The organism is Kosakonia sp. 1610, assembly GCF_050435845.1.
GTDB lineage: Bacteria > Pseudomonadota > Gammaproteobacteria > Enterobacterales > Enterobacteriaceae > Kosakonia > Kosakonia cowanii.
In genome coordinates this window covers 494,229-516,970 of sequence record NZ_JBNDKZ010000002.1, presented here as the reverse complement: position 1 = coordinate 516,970, position 22,742 = coordinate 494,229, and the positions used below count along the sequence as shown (strand labels likewise).

General features: G+C 56.6%; 23 protein-coding genes. 9 read left to right on the top strand and 14 right to left on the bottom strand.

From position 1 onward, the window contains the following. Positions 1 to 87 precede the first annotated feature (87 nt). Positions 88 to 1,461, bottom strand: coding sequence for an anaerobic C4-dicarboxylate transporter DcuC (dcuC, locus tag ABIC80_RS10420; RefSeq protein WP_429177024.1), 1,374 nt, complete (start codon positions 1,459 to 1,461; stop codon positions 88 to 90). A 344-nt stretch (positions 1,462 to 1,805) separates the two neighbouring features. Here dcuC and ABIC80_RS10415 point away from each other — a divergent pair, with 344 nt between their 5' ends. The 7 genes from ABIC80_RS10415 (at position 1,806) to cspE (ending at position 9,549) form a co-directional block, all read left to right on the top strand. Further along, entirely contained in the window at positions 1,806 to 2,213 is a 408-nt protein-coding gene (locus ABIC80_RS10415; protein WP_429176959.1) for a DUF2946 domain-containing protein, read from the top strand. Between the two features lie 54 nt (positions 2,214 to 2,267). Further along, complete coding sequence (locus tag ABIC80_RS10410; RefSeq protein ID WP_429176957.1) at positions 2,268 to 2,594, top strand: copper-binding protein; 327 nt, start codon at positions 2,268 to 2,270, stop codon at positions 2,592 to 2,594. A gap of 12 nt (positions 2,595 to 2,606) precedes the next feature. Next, a complete protein-coding gene (locus ABIC80_RS10405) occupies positions 2,607 to 3,860 on the top strand; it encodes a TolC family protein (RefSeq protein ID WP_429176954.1) in 1,254 nt (417 codons plus the stop codon). Then, positions 3,860 to 5,299, top strand: coding sequence for an efflux RND transporter periplasmic adaptor subunit (locus ABIC80_RS10400; protein ID WP_429177021.1), 1,440 nt, complete (start codon positions 3,860 to 3,862; stop codon positions 5,297 to 5,299). The genes ABIC80_RS10405 and ABIC80_RS10400 overlap by 1 nt, the downstream gene beginning before the upstream one ends. Then, positions 5,296 to 8,415, top strand: a complete 3,120-nt coding sequence (locus tag ABIC80_RS10395) for an efflux RND transporter permease subunit (protein ID WP_429176951.1) — start codon at positions 5,296 to 5,298, stop codon at positions 8,413 to 8,415. Before ABIC80_RS10400 ends, ABIC80_RS10395 begins: the two co-directional genes overlap by 4 nt. Positions 8,416 to 8,585: 170 nt before the next feature. Then, on the top strand, positions 8,586 to 9,149 hold the full coding sequence (gene pagP / locus ABIC80_RS10390) for a lipid IV(A) palmitoyltransferase PagP (protein WP_076769543.1): 564 nt from the start codon (positions 8,586 to 8,588) through the stop codon (positions 9,147 to 9,149). Positions 9,150 to 9,339: 190 nt separating this feature from the next. Continuing rightward, positions 9,340 to 9,549, top strand: a complete 210-nt coding sequence (gene cspE, locus ABIC80_RS10385) for a transcription antiterminator/RNA stability regulator CspE (RefSeq protein WP_007373839.1) — start codon at positions 9,340 to 9,342, stop codon at positions 9,547 to 9,549. Positions 9,550 to 9,605: 56 nt separating this feature from the next. Here cspE and crcB read toward each other — a convergent pair whose 3' ends face one another. Then, a complete protein-coding gene (crcB, locus tag ABIC80_RS10380) occupies positions 9,606 to 9,989 on the bottom strand; it encodes a fluoride efflux transporter CrcB (RefSeq protein WP_054804124.1) in 384 nt (127 codons plus the stop codon). An 89-nt stretch (positions 9,990 to 10,078) separates the two neighbouring features. Between crcB and ABIC80_RS10375 the strand changes: the two genes are divergently transcribed. Further along, positions 10,079 to 10,867 (top strand): deaminated glutathione amidase, encoded by a 789-nt coding sequence (locus tag ABIC80_RS10375; RefSeq protein ID WP_429177018.1) that lies wholly within the window; start codon positions 10,079 to 10,081, stop codon positions 10,865 to 10,867. 128 nt (positions 10,868 to 10,995) lie between these two features. Next, positions 10,996 to 11,193, top strand: coding sequence for a twin-arginine translocase subunit TatE (gene tatE, locus ABIC80_RS10370; protein ID WP_023479962.1), 198 nt, complete (start codon positions 10,996 to 10,998; stop codon positions 11,191 to 11,193). Between the two features lie 67 nt (positions 11,194 to 11,260). Here tatE and lipA read toward each other — a convergent pair whose 3' ends face one another. The 12 genes from lipA to nadD all read right to left on the bottom strand — a co-directional run bounded on the left by lipA (position 11,261) and on the right by nadD (position 22,741). Beyond that, a complete protein-coding gene (lipA, locus tag ABIC80_RS10365; protein WP_034813118.1) occupies positions 11,261 to 12,226 on the bottom strand; it encodes a lipoyl synthase in 966 nt (321 codons plus the stop codon). A gap of 210 nt (positions 12,227 to 12,436) precedes the next feature. Continuing rightward, positions 12,437 to 13,390, bottom strand: a complete 954-nt coding sequence (locus ABIC80_RS10360) for a YbeF family transcriptional regulator (RefSeq protein ID WP_429176949.1) — start codon at positions 13,388 to 13,390, stop codon at positions 12,437 to 12,439. A 307-nt stretch (positions 13,391 to 13,697) separates the two neighbouring features. Then, a complete protein-coding gene (gene lipB, locus ABIC80_RS10355; RefSeq protein WP_429176947.1) occupies positions 13,698 to 14,339 on the bottom strand; it encodes a lipoyl(octanoyl) transferase LipB in 642 nt (213 codons plus the stop codon). Positions 14,340 to 14,426: 87 nt separating this feature from the next. Further along, positions 14,427 to 14,690 (bottom strand): DUF493 family protein YbeD, encoded by a 264-nt coding sequence (gene ybeD, locus ABIC80_RS10350; RefSeq protein WP_017455881.1) that lies wholly within the window; start codon positions 14,688 to 14,690, stop codon positions 14,427 to 14,429. 103 nt (positions 14,691 to 14,793) lie between these two features. Beyond that, positions 14,794 to 16,005, bottom strand: coding sequence for a D-alanyl-D-alanine carboxypeptidase DacA (gene dacA, locus ABIC80_RS10345; RefSeq protein WP_023479926.1), 1,212 nt, complete (start codon positions 16,003 to 16,005; stop codon positions 14,794 to 14,796). 138 nt (positions 16,006 to 16,143) lie between these two features. Then, positions 16,144 to 17,370, bottom strand: a complete 1,227-nt coding sequence (gene rlpA, locus ABIC80_RS10340; protein WP_429176945.1) for an endolytic peptidoglycan transglycosylase RlpA — start codon at positions 17,368 to 17,370, stop codon at positions 16,144 to 16,146. A 10-nt stretch (positions 17,371 to 17,380) separates the two neighbouring features. Next, positions 17,381 to 18,493, bottom strand: a complete 1,113-nt coding sequence (mrdB, locus tag ABIC80_RS10335; protein WP_023479966.1) for a peptidoglycan glycosyltransferase MrdB — start codon at positions 18,491 to 18,493, stop codon at positions 17,381 to 17,383. Between the two features lie 2 nt (positions 18,494 to 18,495). Then, positions 18,496 to 20,397, bottom strand: coding sequence for a peptidoglycan DD-transpeptidase MrdA (gene mrdA, locus ABIC80_RS10330; RefSeq protein ID WP_042715218.1), 1,902 nt, complete (start codon positions 20,395 to 20,397; stop codon positions 18,496 to 18,498). 26 nt (positions 20,398 to 20,423) lie between these two features. After that, complete coding sequence (rlmH, locus tag ABIC80_RS10325; RefSeq protein ID WP_003858701.1) at positions 20,424 to 20,891, bottom strand: 23S rRNA (pseudouridine(1915)-N(3))-methyltransferase RlmH; 468 nt, start codon at positions 20,889 to 20,891, stop codon at positions 20,424 to 20,426. Between the two features lie 3 nt (positions 20,892 to 20,894). Next, complete coding sequence (gene rsfS / locus ABIC80_RS10320; RefSeq protein ID WP_023479923.1) at positions 20,895 to 21,212, bottom strand: ribosome silencing factor; 318 nt, start codon at positions 21,210 to 21,212, stop codon at positions 20,895 to 20,897. 244 nt (positions 21,213 to 21,456) lie between these two features. After that, complete coding sequence (locus ABIC80_RS10315) at positions 21,457 to 22,074, bottom strand: adenosylcobalamin/alpha-ribazole phosphatase (RefSeq protein WP_305206637.1); 618 nt, start codon at positions 22,072 to 22,074, stop codon at positions 21,457 to 21,459. 25 nt (positions 22,075 to 22,099) lie between these two features. Next, complete coding sequence (nadD, locus tag ABIC80_RS10310; RefSeq protein WP_305206636.1) at positions 22,100 to 22,741, bottom strand: nicotinate-nucleotide adenylyltransferase; 642 nt, start codon at positions 22,739 to 22,741, stop codon at positions 22,100 to 22,102. Position 22,742 lies beyond the last annotated feature (1 nt).

The window sequence follows — 22,742 nt, the reverse complement described above, 5'->3', positions numbered from 1 at the left end:
TAATGGGTCCAGATAATTGCCATAGGTTATTAAACCATAAAAAAAGCGCCGGGCAGGCGCTTTTTCAACTTCTGAAACCCGGCAGGGTTAGTGAACCGCTGCGCCAGGCACAAGGATTTCGGTAGCCACAATCACCACCACCAGGCCAACCAGAATCGGCACGGAGGTGCGTTTTACCACTTCAAACGGCGAAATGTTTGCCATCCCGGCAACGGCAACCACCACGCCAGAAACCGGCGAAATGGTGCGACCGAGGTTGGAGGCCTGCAACATCGGAATCGACAGATAGGCCGGGTTGATGCCCGCTTCGCGCGCCAGTTTTGGGATCATCTCCACAAACGCGTAAAACGGCGCATTACCGGAACCCGTCGTCATTGCCGCCAGCATGGTGAGGATCACTAGCACCAGCATCAAAATAATGCTCGCGGAACCGAACGAGGTAGCAATGGAGATCAGGCTCTGGATAAAGCCGATGGTGCTCAGTCCCTGGGCGAAGACGCCCGCAGCAACCAGCAGCATCACGACACCTGCGAAAGCATCGGCCATGCCGCGCCAGGCCACTTCCAGCCCGCTGAAGACATTCTGCGTATTAAAGCCGCGCAAAAATTCCAGCACTGCGGCAATCAGCATACAGATCACGAGGATGGTAATAATGTGCAGCTCCGGGCCCCATTTGCCGTCAAAAATCAGCACGCCGATGATTGGCGTAAAGGGCAGGATGGCGTAAAACGCGGGCGCACGGGTGGTGATCTCTTTCACATCCAGCATTTCGCTGACGATGTTCTCTTTCTTATCGAGGTAGCGCTGCCAGAAGAAGTGAGCGATGGCCATGGCGATAATCGCGGCGATAGAGATCGGCAGGGTAGTTTTAAAAGCGAAATCAACCAGCGGCATCTCTGCGGCTTTCGCGGCCAGCACCACATCGCCGGAGGTGGGCGAGAGAATAATCGCTGCCGGGGAGGCGCAAATCGCCGCCGCCGCGCCGCGGCTGATGCCGACGTTAACCATCACCGGGAAGAGAGTTGCCATCAGCAGCACGCCGAGGCCGGTTGCCGAAGAGACCGCCAGCGACATCAGGCAGGCGACAAAGTAGGCGGCAATCATCAGGATATAGGGCGAGTTGATAAAGCGCAGCGGGCGCGACGCCAGCTTAACCACCATATCGTTAGCGCCAATGTGCGTCATGTAGGCTGCAAAACCGCACAGCACCATGATCATCATGCCGAGATCGCCGCCGCGGCTCATCAGCAGGATTTTTATATATTCGACAATGTCAGTAGCGCGATACCCGGTGCTGGTGGCGCTGGAGGGTAATATTGAGTGGCCCATCAGCGCGCTAACGATCAATAACGCCAGACCGCCGACAAACAGTACGCCGGTGGCGGAGTAGCCTTTAATGATGTAGCGGGCGACGCCGACAATTACCACGACGCCGATCAACAGCTCAATCAGGGTTGAAATCATATTGGGTCCCGGAGGTTGGACAAAAAAAAGTAAAGTAATCAAAACTGCATCGCAATGTGCCGAATAACGGCGGCGTGATAGCTGATTGAAATCAACAAAGCGCTGCATTGCGCGCAATATTACGTGAATTGCTATAAATCAGAAAAATAAATACGGGCGAAACGATAATTCAGGCTAATGAATTTCGGCAGTTATGTTTTATTCGTGATAACAGCTGGTTAATTGTTTTGGCGTTTTTCGTTTCATTTTGATTTGACAGCAAAATTCACTAAAAAAGCCTTTAAAAATAGAAAGCGGGCTGCTTATACTCGCCGTTACCTTCACTCACCCATGGCGATGTTATGCACGCAGCCTGGCTCTACCGATTGCGCTTTATTAAGCGGCATTTATTAATGCTGCTTATCGCACTGGGTTGGCTGCTGATCCAGAGCCAGATGGCGATTGCCTCCCACGGCTGCGCACTTCCGGTACCGGGTGAAGCGATGGCGCAGCAGCATCTGCACCATCTGGCAATGGGTGATGACGCGCCCAAAGCCCACGCGATGAAAGCGCCGCTCTGCGAGAAGCACTGCGTGCCCGATCAGGTGCAAAAAGAGAGCCATTACCCTTCACTGGCGGCGCTGCCCGCCACGCTGACGCTGGCGATTGCCGAACCCGTTTGTTCTGCTATCACTTCGCGCAGCTGGGTATTAACCCCGCCTGCCGCTGGCCCTCCGGCAACCATCCGCTTCTGCCGTTTTCGCGAATAGAGACCTGTTAACACATTGATTTTAATTTCATTAATGTTTAACAGGAGATTTTCTATGCGTAGCTATTTACTCTGCCTGCTCTCAGGCATCCTGCTTTTCCCGCATCTCAGCGCTTACGCGCAAACGCACGACATGGCGCACCATCACGCAATGCCGGCTCAGGTTTATCAAAGCCAGGGCAGTGTCAAAAAAATCACCCCGCAGGCGATCTCTATCGCCCATCAGGCTATTCCCGCGCTGCACTGGCCACCGATGACCATGCAGTTTACGGTTGCGCCGGAGCATCCGCTGGCGCAGGTGAAGGTGGGCGATAACGTTCGCTTCAGCTTCAGCCAGAGCGATCGGGGTTACACCCTTATCTCTGTAACGCCGTTACCGTAAGCGGGAGTAACCATGAAACGATACTCGCTGAGCCTGCGGCTCGGCGGGGTTTGCCTTGCGCTTATCTGCTCCGCCGCGCAGGCAGAGCCGCTGACCCTGACGCAAACCTTGGCCGCCGCAGAGCGCTACTCTGCTGAACTTTCTGCTAACCGTAACGAAGCCCGGGCGCTGGATGCGATGGCCGATTCCGCCCGCCAGTTGCCCGACCCCAAACTCAAATTCGGTATTGAGAATGTGCCGGTACAGGGCAATAACGACCGCCGTTTGACCCGCGAAGGCATGACTATGCAGCGCATTGGCGTGATGCAGCAGTATGTCAGCGCGGAAAAACGCGATCGTAAGGCTGACACCTTGCTGGCCGAAGCGCGCAGCGTCGAGGCCAAATCCCACGTGGTGCGCGCGGCGCTCCAGCGCGATACCGCCCAGGCGTGGCTTGAGCTGGCGCTCTCGCAGCGGGCGCTGCACACCGCCCGGCAATTAGTGGCGGAAACCGCGCGTCAGCAGGGCGCGCAACGCGCCAGCGTTGGCACGGGTAATGCCCTGCCGGACAGCATGCTCGCCTTTCAAATCGGCCTGAGCGCGATGCGCGATAAAGTCACTCTTGCCGAGCGGGATGTGCAGCTGGCGCAAACCCGGCTGATACAGCTTACCGGGCAGCCAGTCACCGCCGCCAGCGGCGAACTTCCCCGCTATCAGCGCCTGCCCGCCCATGAGAAAACGCTGGAAGAGGCGATTCGCCAGCATCCCGACATCCTGGCTGCCGCAAGTGTTGCCAACAGCGCCAAAGCCCGCTCGGCGGAGTCGGCGATTGCCGCACTGCCCGATGTCGAGGTGGAGGTGTGGTATGGGCGGCGTGCCGAGGGGTATGAAGATATGGCCGGGGTGATGTTTACCGTCGACCTGCCGCTGTTTCAGTCCCGCCGCCAGGATAAAGATCACGCCGCCGACATCTCCCGTACCATGCAGGCCAATGACCAACTGGCACTCGCCGAGCGTGAGCATCTCGCCGAACTTCACACCCTGATTGCCCAGTACAACGCCGCGCAAGCCCTCTGGCAGCGCCAGCGGGATGACGTGCTGCCGCTTTTGCGCAGCCGTGCCGCGCTGTTAGCGGCCCAGTATCGCGCCGGGCAGTCCGATCTCCCGGTGCTGCTTGAGGCGCGCCGCAGCGTGCTCGACGGTGAACTGGCGCTCAATCAGGCCGAAAAAACGATGGCGCAGCAGTGGGCAGCGATCCGCTGGCTTATCCCGCAGGAGGTGATGTGATGAAACGAACTCTGTTAGCCGTGGCGGTTGCCGCTTGCGTAGCTGCCAGCGCCGGTTACCTTGCGGGTCGCCACCAGAGCGTACCCGCTGAAAGCAGCCAGCCGCCGCAGGCGCGTAAAGTGCTCTACTGGTACGACCCGATGGTGCCGGATCAGCGCTTCGATAAACCGGGCAAATCGCCTTTTATGGATATGCCGCTGGTGGCGAAATATGCCGATGACGCACCTGTTGACGGCGGCGTGCGCATCAGCGCCCAACAGCAGCAAAACCTTGGCATGACCACCGCGAAGGTGGAGAGACGGCCGCTCGGCAGTGCTTTTTCTGCGTTTGCCACGGTGACTACCGATGAGCGTGCGATGCAGATCGTACCCTCACCGGCGGCGGGCGTGGTGGAGAAACTCTTTGTCCGCGCGCCGCAGCAGTGGGTGAAAAAGGGCGAGGCGCTGGCGCAGCTCTGGATCCCGCAGTGGACCAGCGCGCAGCAGGAGTATCTGGCGGTGCGCCAACTCGGCGACAGCGAACTGACGCGCGCCGCTCGCGAACGGTTGGCGTTGCAGTTTATGCCGCAAGAGGTGATTCGCGCGGTGGAGCGCAGTGCCAAAGCGCAGACCCGGCTGATTATTCGCGCCGCGCGCGACGGCTATGTCACCAAACTTGATACCCGCGAAGGGGCGCAGGTCGCCGCCACGCAAACGCTGTTTGAACTGGCGAGCCTCGATCCGGTCTGGCTGCTGGTCGATTATCCGCAAAGCCAGGCGCAGGCGCTGACGGTTGGCAGCGAGGTGGAAGCGACCAGCGAAAGCTGGCCGGGCGAGCGATTCCACGGTCGCGTCAGCGAACTGTTACCGCAGCTCGCCAGCGCCACGCGCACGCTGCAAGCGCGCATTGTGCTGAATAATCCGCAGCAAAAGCTGAAACCCGGCATGTTTCTTACCGTCACCCAGCCGGAAGGAGAACAGCAGCCCGCGGTGCTGGCCATCCCGGAAGAGGCGTTAATCGAAAGCGGGCGCACCAGCCGCGTGCTGCTGGCAACCGGCGAGGGCCATTTCCGTGCGGTGAATGTGACGCCCGGACGGCAGGCGCAGGGCTGGCGGGAGATCCTCTCCGGGTTGCAGGAGGGCGATGAGGTGGTCACTTCCGGCCAGTTCCTGATCGACTCCGAAGCGAGCCTGCGCAGTGCTTTGCCAGAGCCATCGCCTGTCGTCAAAAAAACAGCGGAATATCGCGCCAGCGGCGTGGTGCAGGCGGTAGATAACGGTACCATCACCCTCAGCCATCAACCGATCCCCGAACTGAACTGGGGAGCGATGACGATGGACTTTGTGCTCAAAGAACCCGATCCGCAGGTGAAAGTGGGCGATAAGGTGATGTTCAGCTTCACGCTGGATGACGAAGCGGGCGCGGTTATTACCCATCTGATGCCGGAGGCGACGAAATGATTGCTGCCGTGATTCGCGCCTCATTACGCAACCGCCTGCTGGTTTTGCTGGCGGCGCTTGTCCTCACCGGCTGGGGCACCTGGTCGTTGCAACGGGCACCGCTTGATGCGCTGCCCGATCTCTCGGATGTGCAGGTGATTATTCGCGCCAGCTATGCGGGAAAAGCGCCGCAGCTGATTGAGGATCAGGTGACCTATCCGCTGACCACCGCCATGCTCTCGGTGCCGGGGGCGAAAACTGTGCGCGGCTACTCGATGTTTGGCGATGCTTATATCTATGTGCTGTTTGACGACGACACCGATCTCTACTGGGCGCGCTCGCGAGTGCTGGAGAGCCTGAGCCAGATTCAGGCATCGCTGCCCGCTGGGGTGGAGGTGGGTCTTGGGCCGGATGCCACCGGCGTCGGCTGGATCTATGAGTATGCGCTGGTGGATCGCAGCGGGCAGCATAACCTCGCCGATCTGCGCGCCTTGCAGGACTGGACGCTGAAATTTGAGCTGAAAACTGTGCACAACGTTGCCGAGGTCGCCAGCGTCGGTGGCATGGTGCGCCAGTACCAGATTATGCCGGATCCGCAAAAGATGCGCGCGCTCAACATCACCCATCAGCAGTTAGTAAGCGCGGTGCAGGCAGCAAATCAGGAGAGCGGCGGCGCGCTGCTGGAGATGGGCGAAGCGGAGTTTATGCTGCGCACCAGCGGGTACTTACGCCAGCCGGAGGATTTTCGCCAGACGGTGATCGCCAGCCGCGACGGCGTGCCGGTGATGCTTTCCGATATCGCGACCGTGCGCCTCGGGCCGGAGCTGCGCCGGGGCGTAGCGGAGTATAACGGCGAAGGCGAAGTAGCGGGCGGCGTGATTGTGATGCGCTATGGCAAGAATGCGCTGGAAACCATTCATGCGGTCAAAGTGAAGCTTGCTGAGATACAAAAAACGCTGCCCGTCGGAGTGGAGATTGTGCCGGTTTACGACCGCTCAACGCTGATTGAGAGCGCCGTCGGCACGCTGACCCATAAATTGATTGAAGAGTTTATTGTTGTCGCGCTGGTCTGCACGCTGTTCCTGTTTCACTTTCGCTCGGCGCTGGTGGCGATTGTATCACTGCCGCTAGGCATTCTCGGCGCGTTTATCGTCATGCACTATCAGGGGATTAACGCCAATATCATGTCGCTGGGCGGCATCGCGATTGCCATCGGCGCGATGGTCGATGCGGCGATTGTGATGATTGAGAACATGCACAAAGTGATGGAGCAGTGGCGGCACGATAACCCTGGTCGCCTGCCGGAGCGGGGCGATTACTGGCGCTTCTCCGAGCAGGCGGCGGTGGAGGTCGGCCCGGCGCTCTTTTGCAGCCTGCTTATCATCACCCTGTCGTTTATTCCTGTCTTCTCGCTGGAGGCGCAGGAGGGGCGGATGTTCTCGCCGCTGGCGTTTACCAAAAGCTGGGCGATGGCTGTCGCCGCCGGGCTTGGCATTACGCTGGTGCCGGTGCTGATGGCGCTGTTTATTCGCGGCAAGATCCCTGATGAGAAGGCCAACCCGATTAACCGCGTACTGATCCGCCTGTATGAACCGCTGCTCGATAAGGTGCTGGCGTGGCCGAAAGCGACGCTCGCCATCGCCCTGTTGCTGTTAGTGGCGACCGCCTGGCCGCTCAGCCGCCTTGGCAGTGAATTTATGCCGCCGCTGGATGAGGGCGATCTGCTCTATATGCCCTCGACGCTGCCGGGCATTTCCGCCCGGGAAGCGGGGCGTTTGCTGCAACAAACGGACCGTTTGATCAAAAGCGTGCCGGAGGTGGAGAGCGTGTTTGGTAAGGCGGGCAGGGCGGAGAGTGCGACCGATCCTGCACCGTTGACCATGCTGGAGACCACCATTCGCTTTAAACCGCGCGCGCAGTGGCGGCAAGGCATGACGCTGGAAAAACTGATCGATGAGCTGGATAAAACCGTCAGCGTGCCGGGCATCGCCAATGTCTGGGTGCCGCCAATCCGTAACCGCCTCGACATGCTGGCGACCGGCATTAAGAGCCCGGTTGGGATTAAGGTGAACGGCAATAACATTGCCGATATTGAGCGCGTGGCGCAGCAGATTGAGCAGGTAGTGAAAAGCGTGCCGGGCGTCACCTCCGCGCTGGCGGAGCGGCTGGCGGGCGGGCGCTATGTTGATATCAACATTAATCGCCAGCAGGCCGCGCGTTATGGCGTCTCGGTGCAGGAGTTACAGTCGCTGGTTGCAACCTTAGTGGGCGGCGAGAAGATTGGCGAGGTGTTACAGGGGCGCGAGCGTTTCCCCATCAACGTGCGTTACCCGCGGGATCTTCGGGCAAACGTCGACGATCTGCGCGCACTACCGGTGATCACCGCCAGCGGCAGCCAGATTGCGCTCGGCGATCTGGCAGAAGTGGTCATTACCGAAGGGCCGCCGATGCTGAAGAGCGAAAATGCGCGCTTGTCGAACTGGATCTACGTCGATCTGCGTGGGCGTGATTTGAAGTCGGCGGTGGAGGAGATGCAGCAGCGGGTGGCGCAGCAGGTGGCACTACCGCAGGGCGTTACGCTCAGCTGGTCCGGGCAGTTTGAGTATCTCGAACGCGCGACGGCGAAGTTGAAAATTGTCCTGCCGGTGACGCTGATGATTATCTTTGTCCTGCTGTTTATTACCTTCAAACGGGTGAGTGATGTCTTATTAATTATGGGGACATTGCCCTTCGCATTAATAGGCGGCGTCTGGTTGCTCTGGCTGCTGGGATATAACTTATCGGTGGCGGGCGCTGTCGGCTTTATTGCGCTGGCCGGTGTGGCCGCAGAGTTCGGGGTTATTATGGTGCTCTATCTCAATCATGCCTTTGAGAAATATCGCATCTCTGAATCCGATGAACCTAATAAACGACTGCTTCTCGCGATACATGAGGGGGCGGTTTTACGCGTGCGCCCGAAAGTGATGACGGTAGCGACCATTATGGCCGGGCTGCTGCCTATCATGTGGGGCGGCGGCAGCGGCGCAGAGGTGATGAGCCGTATCGCGGCACCGATGATCGGCGGGATGGTCACCGCTCCGCTGCTCTCAATGCTGGTGATTCCGGCGCTCTATTATCTGCTGCATCGAAAGCGTTGACCTTAATATGCGCCCCGGCAACGTGGCGCTTGATACTTTATTAAGTTTTGTAACCAGCGAGGAAATGGGACTCTTCCTGGCAGCTTTAAGAACAACACTAATTTCGTTAAGGAACTATTAAGGTAAGGTGTCGGAAAATAGAAGTTGATTTGTTATATGGAAAATTTGTTGTGGCTGTTTATAAAAAATTTAAATATTTCGCTGTCTTTTTGTGTTTACAGATTTTACTGATTCCAACACTTCACGCAGCAGACAAACCCTGGTACACCGTTTTCGCTGACAACGTTAAGCAAACGTGGCAGCAGCCGGATAACTACGATCTCTATGTGCCTGCCATCACCTGGCATGCGCGTTTCGCCTATGACAAGGACAAAACCGATCGCTATAACGAGCGTCCGTGGGGCGCAGGCTTTGGTCAGGATCGCTGGGATGAGAAAGGGAACTGGCACGGGCTTTACCTGATGGCGTTCAAAGACTCCTTTAACAAGTGGGAGCCAATTGGCGGCTACGGCTGGGAAAAGACCTGGCGCCCACTGGCGGATGAGAATTTCCATCTGGGGCTTGGTTACACCGCGGGTGTCACCGCGCGCGATAACTGGAAATACATCCCGATTCCGGTGCTGCTGCCGCTGGCCTCCATTGGCTATGGACCAGCGACCTTCCAGATGACCTACATTCCCGGCACCTATAACAACGGTAACGTTTACTTCGCGTGGATGCGCTTTCAGTTTTGATCGCCGTATCAGTGGTTATAGTGGACAAAGAGTAAACAGCGCGAAAAACGCGGAATAATGCGGCGCTGGAAAAAAAGTTCGCGACATTTATCACTTTTTCGCGAATAACGACTGGACAAAACTCGCGACAATTGTTGTACTGATACCCGACACAGCATTTGTGTCGTTTTTTCATGTAAAGGTAATTTTGATGTCTAAGATTAAAGGTAACGTTAAGTGGTTTAATGAATCCAAAGGATTCGGTTTCATTACTCCGGAAGATGGCAGCAAAGATGTGTTCGTACACTTCTCTGCAATCCAGAGCAATGGTTTCAAAACCCTGGCCGAAGGTCAGCGCGTTGAGTTTGAAATCACTAACGGTGCCAAAGGCCCATCTGCTGCTAACGTAATGCCTGTTTAATCAGCGCGTACAGCAAGAATTCCAAAACCCGCCGAAAGGCGGGTTTTTTATTGCCTTCAGTTTGCGTTAGCGGTTGAGAGGAGCCAGAACGCCAGTGCGGTCATGGCAAACGATCCCAACAGGTTAACGGCGACATTCAGCAGTGCCCAGCCTGCACGCCCCTCCTGCAGTAAAAACACCACTTCCGCCGAAAAGGTGGAGAAGGTCGTCAACCCGCCGCAAAACCCGGTGGTTATCAGCACTTTCCATACCGGATCGATATGCGTCATACGGTTAAACCACGCCAGCCCGGCGCCAATAATAAATGCGCCAATTAAGTTCGCCGTCAGCGTACCAAGCGGAATGATTTGATGTACCGGGTTAAGCTTCATACTTAACATCCAGCGCGCCACGCTGCCCGTGCCGCCGCCAATAAATACCGCTAAAAGGAGTTGTAACACTGAGCTATCCTGCTATCTGATAAGTGAATGTGCCGAGTTTACCGTCGTGGCCGGAAACTGGCTATGGCAATACTGTAAGGAGAAACGTGATGATTGTTGCTGCCGGACAATTTGCTGTCACACCCGTGTGGCAAACTAACGCCCGTACGTGTGTATCCTTAATGGCACAGGCCGCGCGTCAACAGGTCTCGCTGCTGGTGCTGCCAGAGGCATTACTGGCGCGGGATGATAATGACCCGCATATGTCGGTGAAATCCGCACAGCGGCTTGATGAGGGCTTTCTGAGCCTGCTTTGCGAAGAGAGCCGACGTAATACCATGACCACTGTGCTGACCATCCACGTTCCGTCGACAGCGGACAGGGCGGTTAATACGCTGGTGGTATTGCGCGGCGGGGAGATCATCGCGCAGTATGCCAAGCTGCATCTTTATGATGCGTTCAGCATGCAGGAGTCCGCGCGGGTCGACGCCGGAAACACATTGCCACCGCTGATTGAGGTGGAGGGCATGCAGGTGGGTTTGATGACCTGTTACGATCTGCGTTTCCCGGAGCTGGCATTATCGCTGGCGTTACAGGGTGCTGAACTGCTGGTGCTGCCCGGTGCGTGGGTGCGCGGGCCGCTAAAAGAGATGCACTGGGCGACGCTGCTTGCCGCGCGGGCGCTGGATACCACCTGTTATGTGGTGGCTGCCGGCGAGTGCGGCAACAAGAATATTGGCCAAAGCCGGATCGTCGATCCGCAAGGTGTTACGGTTGCGGCAGCAGCCGAGGAGGCGCAGTTGATTTTTGCCGATGTGACGGCTGAGCGCGTGGCGCAAACGCGGGAAAAACTTCCCGTTTTGCGCAACCGCCGTTTTGCGCATCCTCAATTGTTGTGATGTTTTTTTAATCAGTGCTTGATTCATCTCGTTACAGATTGCTATTGTGTGCGCGCACTGAATGACCGTTAATGGTGTCAGGTTATCAACGGTGCTTTTTACAGCCTGTTTTATGAAAGAAGGTATCTATGGGTGAGATTAGTATTACTAAACTGCTGGTCGTGGCCGCGTTAGTGGTTCTGCTGTTTGGGACCAAGAAACTGCGTACACTGGGCGGCGATCTTGGTGCAGCGATCAAGGGCTTCAAAAAAGCCATGAACGATGATGACGCCGCGAAGAAAGACGCAGACGTTGTCACAGCAGAGAAACTCTCTCACAAAGAGTAATCGTGCCACGACAGGCGAAAAAAAACCGGCTATTAGCCGGTTTTTCTGTTTTGAGTGTAAGTAAGTGTTACTTCACTTCCATCCCTTTGGCCTGCAAATCTGCATGGTAGGAGGAGCGGACGAACGGACCGCAAGCGGCATGGGTAAAGCCCATCGCCAGCGCTTCCTCTTTCATCTCTTCAAACTCATCCGGGCTGACGTAGCGCTGCACCGGCAGGTGGTGACGGCTCGGTTGCAGATACTGGCCCAGCGTCAGCATGGTTACGCCATGACGACGCAGATCGCGCATCACTTCAATGATTTCCGCATTGGTTTCACCTAAACCGACCATCAGGCCCGATTTCGTCGGGATCTCCGGGTGCGCTTCTTTAAAACGCTCCAGCAGTTTCAGCGACCAGTTGTAATCCGCCCCAGGACGCACCTGGCGGTAGATACGCGGCACGTTTTCCAGGTTGTGGTTGAAAACGTCCGGCGGCGTGGCGGTGAGGATATCAAGCGCGCGATCCATACGGCCGCGGAAATCCGGCACCAGGGTTTCGATTTTGATCGTCGGGCTCTTCTCACGGATCGCAGTAATGCAGTCAGCAAAGTGCTGGGCGCCACCGTCGCGCAGATCGTCGCGGTCAACGGAGGTAATCACCACATAACGCAGCGCCATATCGGCGATAGTCTGCGCCAGTTTCAGCGGTTCGTTGGCATCCGGCGCAACAGGACGGCCATGCGCCACATCGCAGAACGGGCAGCGACGCGTACAGATGGCGCCAAGGATCATAAACGTGGCGGTACCGTGGTTGAAACACTCAGCGAGGTTCGGGCAGGAAGCCTCTTCGCAAACAGAGTGCAGCCCGTTTTTGCGCATGGCAGCTTTGATACCCTGGATACGGGAGGAGTCGGCCGGGAGTTTGATTTTCATCCATTCCGGTTTTCTTAACAGGGCTTCACGCTCTGTTGCCACGTTTTTTACCGGGATAAGCGCCATTTTATCGGCGTCGCGATACTTTACACCGCGTTCCATCACAATGGGTTTACTCATAGCGTGCGTGTTCCAGTTGCGGGTGACGAAGAAGGCATTTCAATTCAAGGAGAAGTTGTATTTATCAACTATTTTTGAATTAACGTAGGCGCAGTATACCATCTATAGCGGGGATAAAGCAGCCTGACGGACTGCCAAATTGTGAAATAGTTGTTGTTTTGTGCTAAAGGCCCGCAGGCCATTTATCACTTTTCCTGGTACCAGCTGGCGTTAAAACGCCCGTCTGATCACATCTACCACGCTCTCCAGCACCGGGTCGCGCAGGCTTAACTTATTGTAGTAAAGCGAAATATCCAGGCGCTCATTGTTGACTGGCGGGAAGGGGATCTCGACCAGCGGCCAGCAGTGGCGGAAAAGTTCATATAAACGGTACGGCATCAGACCGAGTAGATCGCTGTTACCAATCAGTGCAGCGATTGTGAACATATTGTAACTGCTAAACGAGACCTGGCGTTCAGGGAAGAGATCCTGCATCCGCTGGCGCAGCGCGCTCAGGTTTTGCCCCTCAAGCATCAACAGCGTGTGCTCATACTTCTGCAACGCCAGCTCATTAATCGGTTCGTTCAGGCAAGGGTGATCTTTGCGGCACACCAGCATCAGGCGGTCAGAAAAGAGTACGTGGTTATTGATGGTGCGCGAACTGGCGATATGGGTATCGATAATCAGATCGGTCTGGAACTGGCTGAGCTGACTTTCAGCATCGCTTATCGGGATGTTGCGCATCATCAGATGCGGGGCGCTCTCTTTGATCGCCTGAAAGACCACCGGGATCACCAGCGCGCCGATAGAGGGCGTGGTACCCACCGTTATCGTGCGCTGCTTATCGTAGCTGCCGGTTAAATCGAGCGCGCCGAGAATTGACTCCAGCCCCTGGCTGATATATTCATGCAGATGGGCTGCATAAGCGGTTGGGGTCACGCCCTGACCTTTGCGAATGAAAAGCGGATCGGGAAATATTGAACGCAATTTTTGGATTGACTGGCTAATAGCGGATGGCGTCAGGTTTAGCACTTTCGCGGCGTTAACGATCCCTTTATGCACATATACCGCCTCAAAAATGGTCAATAAATTGAGATCAATATTGCGCAGGGTTCGGAAGACTTGCGGCTTATCATCCTGGGGACGCACTGTTATTCGCTTTTCCGGCAGGCTCTTATTATCCACGCTTGTGCTCCGTTTTCATTCGCAATATTAATGATAGTTGAATTTGTTTTTTTTGTTCATCAGCAAACTGAGTTAACGTCCTGTCTCGTCTCATCATTACGTAGATTTTTTCATCACGATGCCGGGCAATGCAGTCGGAAAACAATTGGCCTGAAGCATATGTAAGAAGTCTGGCGAAGCATGGTAACGCATATTAGCCAGAGAGGGCAGGCAGGTTGAAAATAGAGAATATGGCTTCTATTGTAAAGCGTTAACAGGGCAAATAAATAACGACCCGCACAAATTGCGGGCCATCATACATCATACATTAAGCGCTCATATATTGATGAGGCGGATTGTTTAGTAACGCTATAAAGTGCTGGATAAGAATCGTCCTTATTTTATCCATGCTCGCGTTTTCAACAAGTTTGCTGACCTGGGTCATTTCCATCCCGGCATAACCGCACGGGTTGATGCGCATAAACGGTGCGAGGTCCATATCAATATTCAGCGCCAGGCCATGGAATGAGCAGCCTTTGCGGATGCGTAAACCGAGCGAGCAGATCTTCTTGCCATCGACATAGACGCCCGGCGCATCCGGCCGTGCATTCGCCACAATATCGAGCTGCGCCAGGGTATTGATCACCGTGTTTTCCAGCAGCGTGACCAGCTCACGCACGCCAATTTTCCGGCGCTTGAGGTTAATCAACACATACATAACCTGCTGACCCGGCCCGTGGTAGGTCACCTGGCCGCCGCGATCGCTCTGAATGACCGGAATATCGCCCGCGGCGAGCACGTGTTCGGCTTTACCGGCCTGGCCCTGGGTAAAAACAGGCGGGTGTTCCACCAGCCAGATCTCATCGGGGGTGTCGTCATCGCGGCGATCGGTGAAGTCGTGCATCTCCTGAGAAACAGGCGCGTAAGGCTGTAAACCAAGATTGCGGATAAGAATGGTGTCCTGAGACAAAACGGCATCTCCGGCGGAGAAAAGAGTGCGGGGAGTATATCACAGCGAAAACGTTACCCGAATGGCTCCGGGTAACGTCACTAACTTTTACAGCACCATACGAACAATTTCGATATTGCCAAGCTCTTCGTACAGCGTTTCAACTTGTTCAATATGCGTCGCGTTGATGGTAATTGAGACCGAGTGGTAGTTGCCTTTGCTACTCGGTTTTACCTGCGGAGAGTAATCACCTGGCGCATGGCGCTGTACCACTTCAACCACCAGATCAACCAGCTCAGGCTTCGCCAGACCCATCACTTTGTAAGTAAAAGGTGTCGGGAATTCAAGCAGTTCTTTAAGATTGGTTTTCATGTCAGCTCCGGCGTAAAAAATAACAACTCCTGCCGAAGGGGCAGGAGTTTTTTGAGATGTTCAGTATATGGGGGCAGAGATCACACTTTCAAGTGCGCAATCTTTAGCCAAACCAGTGGTGGAACATCAATTTAATGTAATCAATGATTTTGCCGAAGAAGTTACCTTCCGGGATCTCCTGCAGCACCACCAGCGGACGCTGTTCGATAGTTTTGCCATCCAGCTGGAAGTTGATGCTGCCGACCACCTGGTTTTTCTGCAGCGGCGCGTGTAGCTCGCTGCTGTTCAGCACATAGCTCGCTTTCAGGTCTTTCATACGACCGCGCGGAATGGTCAGGTAGACATCTTTATCCACGCCCAGCGAGGCGCGATCGCTGTCACCAAACCAGGCTGGCTCAGAGGCGAACTCTTTCCCGGCTTTCAGCGGGCTGACGGTTTCGAAGAAGCGGAAGCCCCAGGTGAGCAGTTTCTTGCTCTCGGTTTCACGCCCTTTAAAGGTACGTCCACCCATCACGGCGGAGATCAAACGCATCTGGCCTTCGGTTGCTGAGGCCACCAGGTTGTACCCGGCGCGATCGGTGTGACCGGTTTTAATGCCGTCAACGTTCAGGCTGTTATCCCACAGCAGACCATTACGGTTGGTCTGGCGGATGCCGTTGAAGGTGAACTCTTTCTCTTTGTAGATGGAGTATTCATTCGGCACATCGCGGATCAGCGCCTGGCCAATCAGCGCCATATCACGGGCGGAGCTGTACTGACCTTCAGCGTCCAGGCCGTGCACGGTCTGGAAGTGGCTGTTTTTCAGGCCCAGCGCGTTGACGTAGCTGTTCATCAGGCCAACAAACGCGTCCTGGCTGCCGGCGACGTAGTCGGCCATTGCCACGCAGGCGTCATTGCCCGATTGCAGGTTGATACCACGGATAAGCTGGGAAACCGGCACCTGCATGCCAGGCTTCAGGAACATCAGCGAGGAGCCGCGGAACACCGGGTTGCCGGTTGCCCAGGCGTCATTACCGATGGTCACCACATCGCTCTCTTTGAACTTACCCGCTTTCATTGCCTGGCCGATAACGTAGCTGGTCATCATTTTGGTCAGGCTTGCCGGATCGCGACGCGCATCGGCGTTCTGTTCCGCCAGCACTTTGCCGGAGTTGTAATCGATCAGGATATAGGACTCCGCATCGATCTGCGGAACGCCTGGGATCATGGTTTTAATGTTCAGGTCATCGGCATGCGCAGCGGAGAGGGCAGCTGCGGTCAGCGCCGTGGTGAGCGCCAGGCGCTGCACGAAACGAGCGGAAAAAGTGGTCTTCATGGTCGAACAACGACATCCGTGATGGAGTTAAAAAAAGTGCCTTACTATAGCAAAAGCTATACCGGCAGGCATCTGACTTTGCGCGTGAGAGTGTGAATCATACTTACACAAATTGACAAACTCAGACACCTTTCCTGACTACTGGGCGCGGGTTACAAAAGATTGTAACTGCGCTTCGCTCTGCAGACGCTGCTGCAGAGCGCTGGCCTCAGACTTATTGCTGAACGGCCCTAACTGAATACGCCACACCGCGCCATTCTGCGTCACGCGACCCGGCACGGAGAACTGCTGCGCCAGGCGCTGCTGATACTGCTGCGCGCGAGTCTGATCGCTTACTGCGCCAACCTGCACCACATAGCTTCCGCTGGCCGCTGCGGCGGCAGCAGGCGCACTGGCAGCCGGTGCCGCGCTGTGAACGGTGCCCTGCACCGAACCAGGTGCCGTCACCGGGGAGTTACGCGTGGCAGGCGCAGCCGTCTGTGTAACCGGCTCTGTCTGGTTCACCGGCGTAGCGGTAGCAGGCTGGGTGGTGGTGTTCATTGCGGGCTGCGCGGCCTCGCTGCTCTCCAGCACGCCAGAGGCGAGCGGCGTTTGCGCGCCGAGGAAACCGCCGCTGCGCACCGGGGCACCGGTCGCATCATCGCTTTTCAGCGTATCGTTACTGATCGGCTGCACGTTAGCCTGCGTTTCCGCTGGCTGTGCGGCAATCGGCTGCATCGGCTGGGCTTCGTTCGGCTGCGGCGCAGCGCTCATGCCGCCCCCGCTCAAATCCGGGCGCGCGGGCAGGGCGTAGGTCTGCTGCGCCACTTTGGTACAGGCCATCCCCGGGCCAGAGAGCGAGCCATCCTGCGCGACGATAATTGGATCGATGCGCACTTTGGTGTTATTCGAGGTATTCAGGCGATCGGCAGAGGCGCGCGACAGCGAGATAACGCGATCGCTGCCGTAAGGACCACGGTCATTAATGCGCACCACAATCATGCGGCCGTTCGCCAGGTTGGTGATACGCGCATAGCTCGGAATTGGCAGCGTCGGGTGCGCGGCAGTAAGCTGCATCGGATCGAACGCTTCACCGGAGGCGGTCAGGTTGCTGCCCGGCTCGGTGTCATAGATGGCGGCAAAGCCCGCCTGGCTGAAGCGGGAGGGATCCTGCACGATGGTGTAGCGTTTACCGTCGCGCTCATAATCCTGATTCGCCGTGGCGTTAGGTGTTTCATAGCGCGGCTCAGCGCCGCTGATCTCCACCACCGGGCCGTTGCAGACCGCAGGCTGTGGCGCAACCATCGTCTGCTGCTGATTATCATTACTCGTACAGGCCGCCAGTAACCCTGCTGCTATACAGATCCCAGGCCAAAGCTTATGCATTGCGCACCTCTTAAACGTTCTTGGACAACATTTTTCTGTGGGTATGGATCGACATCACGATACCAAACCCGGCCATGAGTACGATGAGGGCGGAACCCCCGTAACTGATCAGCGGCAGCGGAACGCCTACCACCGGCAAGATACCGCTTACCATACCAATATTTACGAACACATATACGAACAGAATCAGCATCAAACCGCCAGCCATCACCCGGCCAAAGGTGGTTTGCGCCCGCGCGGCGATCCACAGCCCGCGCATAATCAACAGCAGGTAGAGCGCCAGCAGGATCAATATTCCTACCAGACCCAGCTCCTCCGCCAGTACGGCGAAGATAAAGTCCGTGTGGCGCTCCGGCAGAAACTCCAGCTGTGACTGGGTACCGTGCAGCCAGCCTTTGCCGCTGAGGCCGCCGGAACCAATGGCGATTTTCGACTGAATAATATGGTAGCCCGCGCCGAGCGGATCGGTTTCCGGATCGAGCAGCATCATCACGCGCTGGCGCTGATAATCATGCATCAGGAAGAACCACATTATCGGAATAAAGGCGGCGACAAGCAGCGCGGCAATGCCGATTAGCCGCCAGCTCAGGCCGGAGAGGAACAGCACAAACAGCCCGGAGAGCACCACCAGAATCGAGGTGCCGAGATCCGGCTGCGCCGCCACCAGCAGGGTAGGGACGAAGATCAGCACCAGCGCAATGCCGGTATTTTTCAGCGATGGCGGGCAGACATCGCGGTTGATAAAGCGCGCCACCATCAGCGGTACGGCGATTTTGGCAATCTCCGAGGGCTGAAAACGCACCACGCCGAGATCGAGCCAGCGCTGCGCGCCTTTGGAGATAGCGCCGAAGGCGTCAACCGCAATCAGCAGGATAACGCAGAAGACATAGAGATAGGGTGCCCAGCCTTCATAGACGCGCGGCGGCACCTGCGCCAGCACGACCATGACCACCAGCCCCATAGCTATTTGGCCGATTTTACGTTCGGTCATGCCGATATCCTGGCCGCTGGCGCTCCAGATAACGATCGCGCTGTAAAACAGCAGCGCGAGAATGATCAGCAGCAGCGCTGGGTCGAGATGGATCTTATCCCAGAACGATTTTTTGTTCGGATTATCCGTCATGATTATTGGTCCTCTGCCGCGGCCGTGGAGGGGTTTTCCGCCGGCAATTCGGTGTTGTTGTCGCCAAGCATAATGTGGTCGAGGATCTGCCGCATGATGGTTCCCACGGCCGGACCTGCGCCGCCGTTTTCCAGAATCATGGCGACGGCGACCTGCGGGTTATCGTACGGGGCGAAAGCGGTCATCAATTTATGGTCACGCAGACGCTCGGCAATACGGTGGGCGTTATAGGTTTCGTTCGCCTTCAGGCCGAAGACCTGCGCGGTACCCGATTTCGCCGCCGCTTTGTAAGGCGCGTTGGCAAAGTATTTGTGACCGGTACCGTTAGGGCGGTTCGCGACGCCATACATGCCATCTTTGGCAATCTCCCAGTAGCCGGAGTGAATATCACCCACCGGCGGCTGCGTGGGCTGCTTCCACGGCACTTTTTTGCCATCCTCGACGGTGCTCATTAACAGGTGCGGCACTTTTACGATGCCGTCATTAATCAGCGTCATCATCGCTTTGTTCATCTGGATCGGCGTCGCGGTCCAGTACCCCTGGCCGATGCCGACCGGGATGGTATCGCCCTGATACCAGGGTTTCTTAAAGCGCTTCAGTTTCCATTCGCGGGTTGGCATGTTGCCGGAGCGCTCTTCCGAAAGGTCGATGCCGGTGTAATGACCGTAACCGAACTTGCTCATCCACTCGGAGAGCCGATCGATGCCCATGTCGTAAGCGACCTGGTAGAAGAAGGTATCGGCGGACTCTTCCAGGGATTTGGTGACATTCAGATGCCCGTGTCCCCATTTTTTCCAGTCGCGATACCGTTTTTCGGAACCCGGAAGCTGCCACCAGCCGGGATCGAACAGGCTGGTATTGCGGGTGATCACCCCGGCGCTGAGCGCGGAGACCGCGACATAAGGCTTAACCGTTGACGCTGGCGGGTAGACGCCCTGGGTGGCGCGGTTAATCAGCGGCGTGTTCGGGTCATTGAGCAGCCCGGAGTAATCCTTGCTGGAGATACCATCCACAAACAGGTTCGGGTCGTAACTCGGCGTTGAGACCAGCGCCAGGATACTGCCGGTGCGCGGATCGGTCACCACGACCGCCGCGCGGCTGCCGGCGAGCAGGGTTTCAATATACTGCTGTAGCTTAAGATCGAGCGTCAGGTAGATATCGTGTCCCGCCTGCGGCGGCACCTCTTTCAACTGGCGGATCACGCGGCCCCGGTTGTTCACTTCCACTTCTTCATAACCGGTCTGGCCGTGCAGCACATCTTCGTAGTAGCGCTCGATGCCGAGCTTGCCGATATCGTGGGTTGCGGCATAGTTGGCAAGCTTGCCATCTTTATCCAGCCGCTCGACGTCTTTATCGTTGATTTTCGACACGTAGCCGATCACGTGGGTCAACGCAGAGCCGAAGGGGTAGTAGCGGCGTTTATAGCCTTTTACTTCCACGCCGGGAAAGCGGTACTGGTTGACGGCGAAGCGCGCCACCTGCACTTCCGTGAGGTTGGTTTTCACCGGAATCGAGGTAAAGCGGTGCGAGCGCGCGCGCTCCTTTTTGAAGTTGGCGATATCGTCATCGTTCAGATCGACCACATCGCGCAGCGCGTCGAGGGTTTGCTGCACGTTATCGACCTTCTCCGGCATCATCTCCACCTGGTAGATGGTGCGGTTCAGCGCCAGCGGCGTGCCGTTGCGATCGTAAATAATGCCGCGACTGGGCGCGATGGGCACCAGTTTGATGCGGTTTTCGTTGGAGCGGGTTTGATAGTCCGCAAAGCGGACGATTTGCAGGTTATAAAGGTTGGCGATCAGCACGCCGGAAAGCAGCAATATCCCCGTAAAAGCGACTACTGCCCGGCGCACAAACAGCGCGGACTCAGCCGTATAGTCGCGAAAAGAGTTCTGTAATTTCATCCGCTGCTAAATCCGCCTAAGACTCGTTACTCACGGTGATAAGGATGGTTGGTCGTGATACTCCATGCGCGATACAGGCTTTCGGCAACCAGCACACGCACCAGCGGGTGAGGAAGTGTCAACGCAGAGAGCGACCAACTTTGTTCAGCTGCCGCTTTGCAGGCGGGAGACAACCCTTCCGGGCCGCCGATCAGCAGGCTGACATCGCGTCCGTCCTGCTTCCAGCGCTCCAGCTCATGTGCCAGCTGCGGCGTATCCCACGGTTTGCCGGGGATATCAAGGGTGACGATGCGGTTTTTGCCGGCGGCGGCCAGCATCAGTTCACCCTCTTTATCGAGGATGCGCTTAATATCCGCGTTCTTGCCGCGTTTGCCGGCGGGAATTTCCACCAGCTCAAACGGCATATCTTTCGGAAAACGGCGCAGATACTCGGTAAAACCTGTCTGTACCCAGTCCGGCATTTTTGTGCCGACGGCGACGAGTTGCAGCTTCACGCATTAACCCCAGAGTTTTTCCAGCTCGTACAGACGACGGCTCTCTTCCTGCATGACATGGACCATGACGTCGCCCAGATCAACGACCACCCAATCGGCGGCGCTTTCACCCTCTACGCCCAGTGGCAGCATGCCCGCTGCGCGGGACTCCTGAACCACGTGATCCGCGATAGAAGCAACATGGCGGCTTGAAGTGCCGGTACAGACGATCATGCAATCGGTGATGCTCGATTTGCCCTGAACGTCAATGGCGACGATGTCCTGACCTTTCAGGTCGTCAATTTTGTCGATAACAAAATCCTGGAGTGCTTTACCCTGCAAGTGTTCCCCCTGGGTGAGTAAAAAATGTACTGGTCATAAACAGCCTGACATTATACCTGAAAGACGGCGAATGTCGGGACAAAAGTCCAGGCTTCGCGACATGAAAAGTGGGCTATCATCCCATCCTGGCCGCGCGATTGCATCGCCAATTTTGTAAAACAATTTCTGCGCGCGGAGAATAGCAGCCTGCGGGGTCCTGTCAATCACCGAATCACTACAGCTTAAAAGATGGATGAAAAAGCGGCTACTTATCGTCAGGATGCCAGACCGCGCGGCTGTTTAGCACCCGCAGCGTGGCAAAATCGTCGCGCAGATCCACCCGGCTCCAGCAGCCCTGGTCGATATGGAAATGCCACAGCGACGAGGCGGGCATACTCAATAAACGGGCAATCAGTAGGCTGATAACCCCCTGGTGGCTGGCAATGAGCACATTTTTCTGCGTCTGTTTTAGCTCCTGCAACAGCGTCACCACGCGCTCGACCCTGGCCGAGAAATCCTGAAAACCTTCACCATTAGTCGGAACCGCATGCTGCCAGTCGGTACACCAGGCGGCGTAGCGCTCGGGATCGTCGTGCGTTAAATCGCGGTGGTGGCGCATCTCCCAGTCGCCAAAAAACATCTCATTGAGCAGGGGCGTGGTGTGAGTTTCGATATTGCGCGATGCCAGCACGCGCGCAGCCGTCTGTTGGGCGCGATCCAGTTCGCTGCAGAGCACATAATCGAACGGCACGGCGTAGAGCAGGTCATGAAGGGTTTGCGCCTGGGCTAATCCTTTTGGCGTTAAGGGCGTCGGGGCATGTCCGCTGTAGAGCCCGGCCACGTTCGCTTCGGTCTCGCCGTGGCGTATTAACCAGAGTCGCATGCACTTCTCCTGTTTATCGCGCGGTTTAGCGGTAGAGGCCCTGCTGATGGATGTACTCGAGCACGGCAGCAGGCAGCAGATCGTCGCACGGCTCATCGTGCGCCAGCCGCTGGCGAATACGCGTGGCGGAGATATCAAACCACGGCGTTTCGGCAAGATAGATTTTACCGGCGGGCAGAGTGTGCAGATCCTCTACGCGGGTTGTAAGGTGTGCGTCCAGCCAGCGCTGATGCGCCTCTTCGCGCATCGTCAGGGCATAACCCGGGCGGCGGCAGACAATCAGGTGGCAGTTATCAAGAATGGTGTCGTAGTGATGCCAGCTGTGAAAGGTGAGCAGCGAGTCCTGGCCAATGATAAATGCCAGCGGTGCCTGCTCGCCAGACTCCTGCCGCCACGCCTGCAGCGTATCCGCGCTGTAGGATGGCTCATTGCGCATCAGTTCACGCTCATCAAGGGTGAAGAGCGGTTTATCAGCGATTGCCAGCTCGACCATGGTTTTGCGCTGCTGGCTGTTCGCCTCCGGCTGCGGGCGATGGGGCGGCACATTATTGGGCATGATCGTCACTTTTGACAGGCCAATAAGATTTGCCAGCGCTTCCACCGGTTTCAGGTGACCGTAATGGACAGGATCGAAGGTGCCGCCAAACAGCGCTTGTAACTGTTTCATA